This window comes from Actinoallomurus acaciae (assembly GCF_042429965.1).
Lineage (GTDB): Bacteria > Actinomycetota > Actinomycetes > Streptosporangiales > Streptosporangiaceae > Actinoallomurus > Actinoallomurus acaciae.
Genome location: NZ_JBHLZP010000506.1, coordinates 1 through 5696 on the forward strand (window position 1 = coordinate 1; position 5696 = coordinate 5696).

The window sequence follows — 5696 nt, forward strand, 5'->3', positions numbered from 1 at the left end:
GCGCTGCCGCCCGCCGCCGCCCGGGCCGCCTACCGCGTCACGCAGGAGGGGCTGACCAACGCGCGTAAGCACGCCCCCGGCCGTTCGGTCGAGGTGCTGGTGCGCGGCGGTCCCGGCACGCGCCTGCTGATCGACATCAGCAACCCGCTCCCCGCGGCGGAGACGGCCCCGGCCGTGCCGGGCGGCGGGCTGGGCCTGGTCGGGCTCACCGAACGGGTCCGGCTGGCGGGCGGGCGGCTGGACCACCAGATCACCGACCGGGAGTTCCGGCTGCAGGCCTGGCTACCATGGCCGGCGTGATCCGCGTGCTGCTCGTCGACGATGACGCCATGGTCCGTGCCGGACTGTCGATGATGCTGGACGGTGCCGCCGGGATCACCGTGGTCGGTGAGGCGGCCGATGGCCAGGAGGCCATCGTCGCCACCGACGCCCACGCCCCCGACGTCGTCCTGATGGACCTGCGGATGCCCCGCGTGGACGGCATCACCGCCACCCGGCGGCTGCGCGCTCGCGCCCACCCCCCGCAGGTGATCGTGCTGACCACCTTCGACACCGACGAGAACATCCTGCACGCGCTGCGTGCCGGCGCCGGCGGGTTCCTGCTCAAGGACACCTCGCCCGCGCAGATCGTGGAGGCGGTCACCCGGGTCGCCGCGGGAGACCCGATCCTGTCCCCGCGCGTGACGCGGCGGCTCATGGACCGTACCGTCACCCAGACCGGCGCCTATGAGCGGGCCCGCGCCGCGCTGGCCGCCCTCACCCCCCGCGAGCACGAGGTGGCGCTCGCGATCGCCCGCGGCCGCAGCAACGCCGACATCGCCGCCGAACTCGCCATGGGCATCACGACGGTCAAGGCCCACGTCTCCAGCATCCTCACCAAGCTCGGCCTGGACAACCGCACCCAGATCGCGCTCCTCGCCCACGACGCGGGCTTCGCCTGACCGGGACGTCCCGGCGGTGAGCCGTCAGGAGGCCGCCGCGGCCGGGTCGGTGCGCAGATCGCCGTGCTCGGCGCGGACCATCGCGCCGATCGCCTCGTCCCTGGTCCACACCCCGCGCCGCCAGGACAGGACCCAGCCCTCACCGGGGATGGCCATGGCCACCTGCGGGCAGCGGTCGCTGCTGATCCATTCGTCACCGATCCTCAGGGCCATCCTTGCAGCCTACGTCCGTGGTCGCCGCGGGCCCTGCGCACGCGATGACCAGGCGGTGTTTCGGGCCGCCGGAACCCGCCGGGGAGGGTCTCAGCCCGCCGCGGCGTGCTTCTGGCCGACGTAGACGCGGGCCACGACGGTCGACAGCGTGGCCATGAGCAGCCAGGCGCCGCCCGTCCACCACAGGTCCTCGGCCCGGTCGCCCAGCAGGAGCAGGCACAGCAGCGAGCCGAAGAACAATCCGAGGGCCAGGCCCATGGTGGCGACCATCCCCGGTGTCGGGGCGGCGCGCAGGCGGCACAGCCGCCACACGCATGCCGCCGCCATGAGCAGGCCGGGCGGGATGACGACCACCGCGAGGACGATGATCTGGGCGCGCATGTCGGCCGGGGCGTCCGTCGTCCGCTGGGACACCTCCCCGGAGGCGATCTCGGTGAGCATTCCGCGCCAGATGGTGCCGGTGACCCGGTCGCCCGCGCCGATGCCGTACAGCAGGGGGCCGCCGGAGGTGTACGACGGCGTCCACCTGGCGCCGTCCGGGCCCGTCAGGGACGTGCGGAAGGAGTCGTTCCTGCCGCGGGCCAGGTGGACGCCGGAGACGGTGAACTCCTGTGTCCAGAGGCAGTCGGCGGGCGCGGAGGGGGCCGCCGGGCAGCGCACGGCGGCCTGGTAGGCGCGCAGGTCCCGGACGCCGCCGGGTGCCTCGGCCACGACGAGGAGGGCGACGGACGACACCGCGGCGACGGCGCACGACAAGATGAGAACGGTCGTGACGACGCTGCGCAGGACCCCACCGCCGAACGGACTAGGCATGTCCGCATTGTCCCATTTAAGGGATCTTGGTGGTGGCCCACCCGATGATCCCCTGGCACTACCATTCCCGGACGGGCACACGGGCGAGGGGCAGGGGCGTGGAGCGGGCCTTCCAGGTTGATCTTCGGGGCGTGGTCGATCTACTCAGCCGCCACCTGTACACCAGCCCCCAGGTGTACCTGCGAGAGCTCCTGCAGAACGCGGTCGACGCGATCACCGCCCGCCGCCAGGAACAACCGGACGCGCCCGCCCTGGTGGCGATCGAAACGCCCGACACGACCGGCGACGGGACGCTGCGGATACGCGACAGCGGCGTCGGCCTGACCGAGCGTGAGGTGCACGAACTGCTCGCCACGATCGGCCGCAGCTCCAAACGGGACGAGCTGGGGCTGGCACGGCACGAGTTCCTCGGCCAGTTCGGCATCGGACTGCTGTCCTGCTTCCTGGTGGCCGACGAGGTGCACGTGCTGACCCGCTCCGCGCAAGGCGGCCCGACGGTCGAATGGACCGGCCTGGCCGACGGGCGGTACCGCGTCGCGACCGCCCCGCAGGAGCGGGCCGAGCCCGGCACCACGGTGACGCTCCGGCCACGGCCCGGCATGGAACACTGGCTCGACGGCGAGACGGCGGGCGACCTGGCGGTCCGGTACGCGGACGCGCTGCCGGTGCAGATCTCCATCGCCGGCCGGCGGGTGAACTCCGGCACCCTGCCCTGGCAGCGCGCACACCCCTCCCCGGCCGCACGGGCCGCGGCGCTGCGCGAGTACGCCGAACGCGTGTTCGGCTTCGCCCCGTTCGACGTGATCGACCTGGCCGTCCCTGAGGCCGGGCTGACCGGGCTGGCGTTCGTGCTGCCGATGGCCGCCAACCCGGCCGCGCGATCCGGGCACCGGGTGTACCTGCGCCGGATGCTGCTGTCCGACAGCGTGGGCGAACTCCTCCCCGAATGGGCGTTCTTCGTCCGGTGCGTCGTCGACACCGGTGAGCTGCGGCCGACCGCCGGCCGCGAGGCGCTGTATGAGGACGACCTGCTCGCCGACACGCGCGAGGCGCTGGGCGCGCAGGTACGCGACTGGCTGGTGCGCCTCGCCGCCACCGCGCCGGACCGGCTCCAGCGGTTCCTGGCCGTCCACCACCTGGGCGTCAAGGCGCTGGCGCTGCACGACGTGGAGATGCTGCGCGTGGTGGACCGCTGGTGGCCGATGGAGACCGCCACCGGCCCGATGACACTCGCGGAGTTCCGGCGGCGCCACCCCGTGGTCCGCTACACCGCGACATCCGATGAGTTCCGTGAACTGGCCGCCGTCGCCGGCGCACAGAACGTCGGCCTGGTCAACGGCGGATACGCCTACGACATCGAGATCATGCGGCGGCTGCCGCTGCTGGACCCGGCGATCACCGTACGCCGCCTGGAACCCGCCGAGCTGACCACCTGCTTCGAGCCGCCGGACCCGGACCTGGAGACCCGCCTGCGGCCGTTCCTGCACCTCGCCGCCGACACCCTCCACGCACTCGGCTGCGAGGTCGTGCCACGCTCCTTCGACCCGCCCTCGCTGCCCGCCCTGTACCTGCTGAGCCGCGCGGCGGTGCGGGCGGAGGAGATGCGGTCGGCCCGGTCGGCCGCGAACGAACTGTGGGCCGGTGTCCTCGGCGCCGTGGACACCACCGGCGCGGCCGAACGGCCACAGCTCATCCTCAACCTGCGCAACCCCGTGGTGCGGCGGCTCTCCGAGGCGCCCGACCCGTCACTGGCCGGCCTCGGCGTCCAGGCCCTCTACGGCCAGGCGCTGCTGTCCGGCCACCATCCGCTGCGGCCGCAGGACAGCGCGCTGCTCAACCACTCCTTCCTCGGCCTGCTCGACTGGGCGATGACCGCCGGAGGCACCCGATGAGCCGGACCGAGGCCGAACTGGCCGCCATGCTCGACCAGGCCCGGCAGATGAGCTACGGCGAGGCGCAGACCGCGCTGATGGAAGACGTGGTGCGGCACGCCGACGCCGGCGGCCTGCACCGGCTGGCCTTCGCCGCGCGCCGCGACCTGGCCAACGCCTACAGCGTCGGCCGGCAGTGGGACAAGGCGTTTCCGCTGTTCTCCCGCTGCCTGAGCGAGTACGACGCGCGCCCCGGCGAGTTCGGGCCGGAGGCCGACTACGCGCTGCGCGACTGGTACGCCCACATCGCCCAGTCGATGGCGGAGTTCCCCGAGATCGGCCTGGCCCAGATCTACGGCGCCTTCGAGGACATGGAGCGCCGCTTCCGCGCCGGGGGCCACAACCTGCGCAAGGTCCACGACGCCCGCCGCTGGGTCGCCCAGCTCGCCGGTGACTGGCCCGAGGAAGAACGCTGCTACCGGCAGTGGAAGGCCGCCGGCGGCCCGAACCCGGACTCGGTGTGGGACTTCGAGGCCGAGATCGAACGGCTCGTCCTGCGCGGTGACGACGCCTCGGCCGAACGCGCGCTGGCCATGGCCGGGCCGGTGCTGGCCGGCGAGGTCACCTTCATCGAGCCGCCCGCGCCCATCCAGTGCCTGATGCTGGTGCCGCTGGCCCGCGCCGGCCGCTTCGAGGAGGCGGCGAAGGCCTTCCACCGGGCCCGCCGGGCGATGTACCAGGACGTCTACCGGTTCGAGTACGGCGGCATGAAAGTGGAGTTCTGCGCGCTGACCGGCAACGAGGACACCGGGCTGTCCGCGCTGCGCGAGCACCTCGGCGGCTACCCCACGCTGAACCGGCCGAACGGCAAGATGGAGTTCGCCACGGCCGGAGCGGTCCTGCTGCGGCGCCTGGTCGAGGCGGGCCGGGGCGAGGAGACCATCCGCGCGGCCGGCTCCGACCTCACCTGGACCGTGGCGCGGCTGCACCAGGAGATGGACGGCACCGCCCGGGAGCTGGCCGCCCGCTTCGACCGGCGCAACGGCACGACGAACCAGGGCGACCGGATCCGCGCCCGGCTCGCCGCCGCACCGGTCACCGGCTTCCTGCCGCTGACACCGACCGCCCGCAAGCCGCCCCGGCCGGCGCCGATCCCGGCCGGAACGCCACCGGAGTCACTGCTGGACCAGGCCGAACGGCACGAGCGGCGCGAGGAGCACACCGAGGCACGCCGATGCCTGGACGCCATCGGCGCGCCGCCACCGCACCTGGCCGCCCGGCACACCGAGCTCACCGCGCTGATCTCCGCAGACGACGACGACGCCGACGATGCCGAGAACCGGTTCCGGTGGGCCGCCGAAGCCCACCGCCAGGCCGGGGACCACCTGCGGCACCTGGTGTGCCGATGCCGGCTCGGCCACTGGCTGAGCCGCCACGGCCAGGTCAAGAAGGGACTGAAGACGGTCGCCCAGGCCGTCGGCGAACTCCACCGCACCGGCGACCACCAGATGATCGCCTACGGTGAGCTGCTGTACGCCCGCGCGCTGGTGCAGGCCCGCCAGGACAGCGACGCCTACCGCGCGCTGGCCCGTGGCGCCCAGCACGCCCGGCTCGGCGGCGACCCGGTCCTCATCGGCTCGCTGGCGCTGACCGAGGCGCGCTGGCGCGAGTTCGACAAGGCCCCGCCCGCACAGGTGATGGCCCTGGCGGACGTCGCGCGGGGCGCCTACACCGCCGCCGGTTCACCCGGCCCGCTCGTCGCGGCACATGAGGTGACGCGCAAGGCGCACGACCGGGCCGGCACCCCGGGACTCTTCACCGCCTGGGCCGAACGTGAACTCGCCGCGCTCCCGCCGAC

5 protein-coding genes and 1 pseudogene are annotated in these 5696 nt (G+C 73.7%); 4 read left to right on the forward strand and 2 right to left on the reverse strand.

Translation table 11 applies throughout. The features are described from left to right. Nucleotides 1-300, forward strand: a pseudogene (locus ACFFNX_RS40160) (sensor histidine kinase); the annotation flags it as partial. Next, nucleotides 288-941 carry a response regulator transcription factor gene (locus tag ACFFNX_RS40165; protein WP_378211405.1) on the forward strand — a complete coding sequence of 218 codons (654 nt, stop codon included), beginning with the start codon at nt 288-290 and terminating at the stop codon, nt 939-941. The pseudogene ACFFNX_RS40160 and the gene ACFFNX_RS40165, both read left to right, overlap by 13 nt. Nucleotides 942-965: 24 nt before the next feature. Here the strand turns inward: ACFFNX_RS40165 and ACFFNX_RS40170 are convergent, their stop codons facing one another. Together ACFFNX_RS40170 and ACFFNX_RS40175 are read right to left on the reverse strand one after the other, a co-directional pair. Next, nucleotides 966-1154 (reverse strand): hypothetical protein, encoded by a 189-nt coding sequence (locus ACFFNX_RS40170; RefSeq protein WP_378211406.1) that lies wholly within the window; start codon nt 1152-1154, stop codon nt 966-968. A gap of 90 nt (nt 1155-1244) precedes the next feature. Continuing rightward, entirely contained in the window at nt 1245-1967 is a 723-nt protein-coding gene (locus ACFFNX_RS40175) for a hypothetical protein (RefSeq protein WP_378211407.1), read from the reverse strand. Nucleotides 1968-2011: 44 nt separating this feature from the next. On the opposite strand from ACFFNX_RS40175, the gene ACFFNX_RS40180 reads away from it, so the two are divergent. Together ACFFNX_RS40180 and ACFFNX_RS40185 are read left to right on the forward strand one after the other, a co-directional pair. Then, the gene (locus ACFFNX_RS40180; RefSeq protein ID WP_378211409.1) at nt 2012-3859 is read left to right on the forward strand and encodes an HSP90 family protein; all 1848 of its coding nucleotides are present in this window, start codon (nt 2012-2014) and stop codon (nt 3857-3859) included. Then, the coding region (locus ACFFNX_RS40185; protein ID WP_378211408.1) for a hypothetical protein at nt 3856-5696 on the forward strand (1841 nt) is incomplete at its 3' end. The genes ACFFNX_RS40180 and ACFFNX_RS40185, both read left to right, overlap by 4 nt.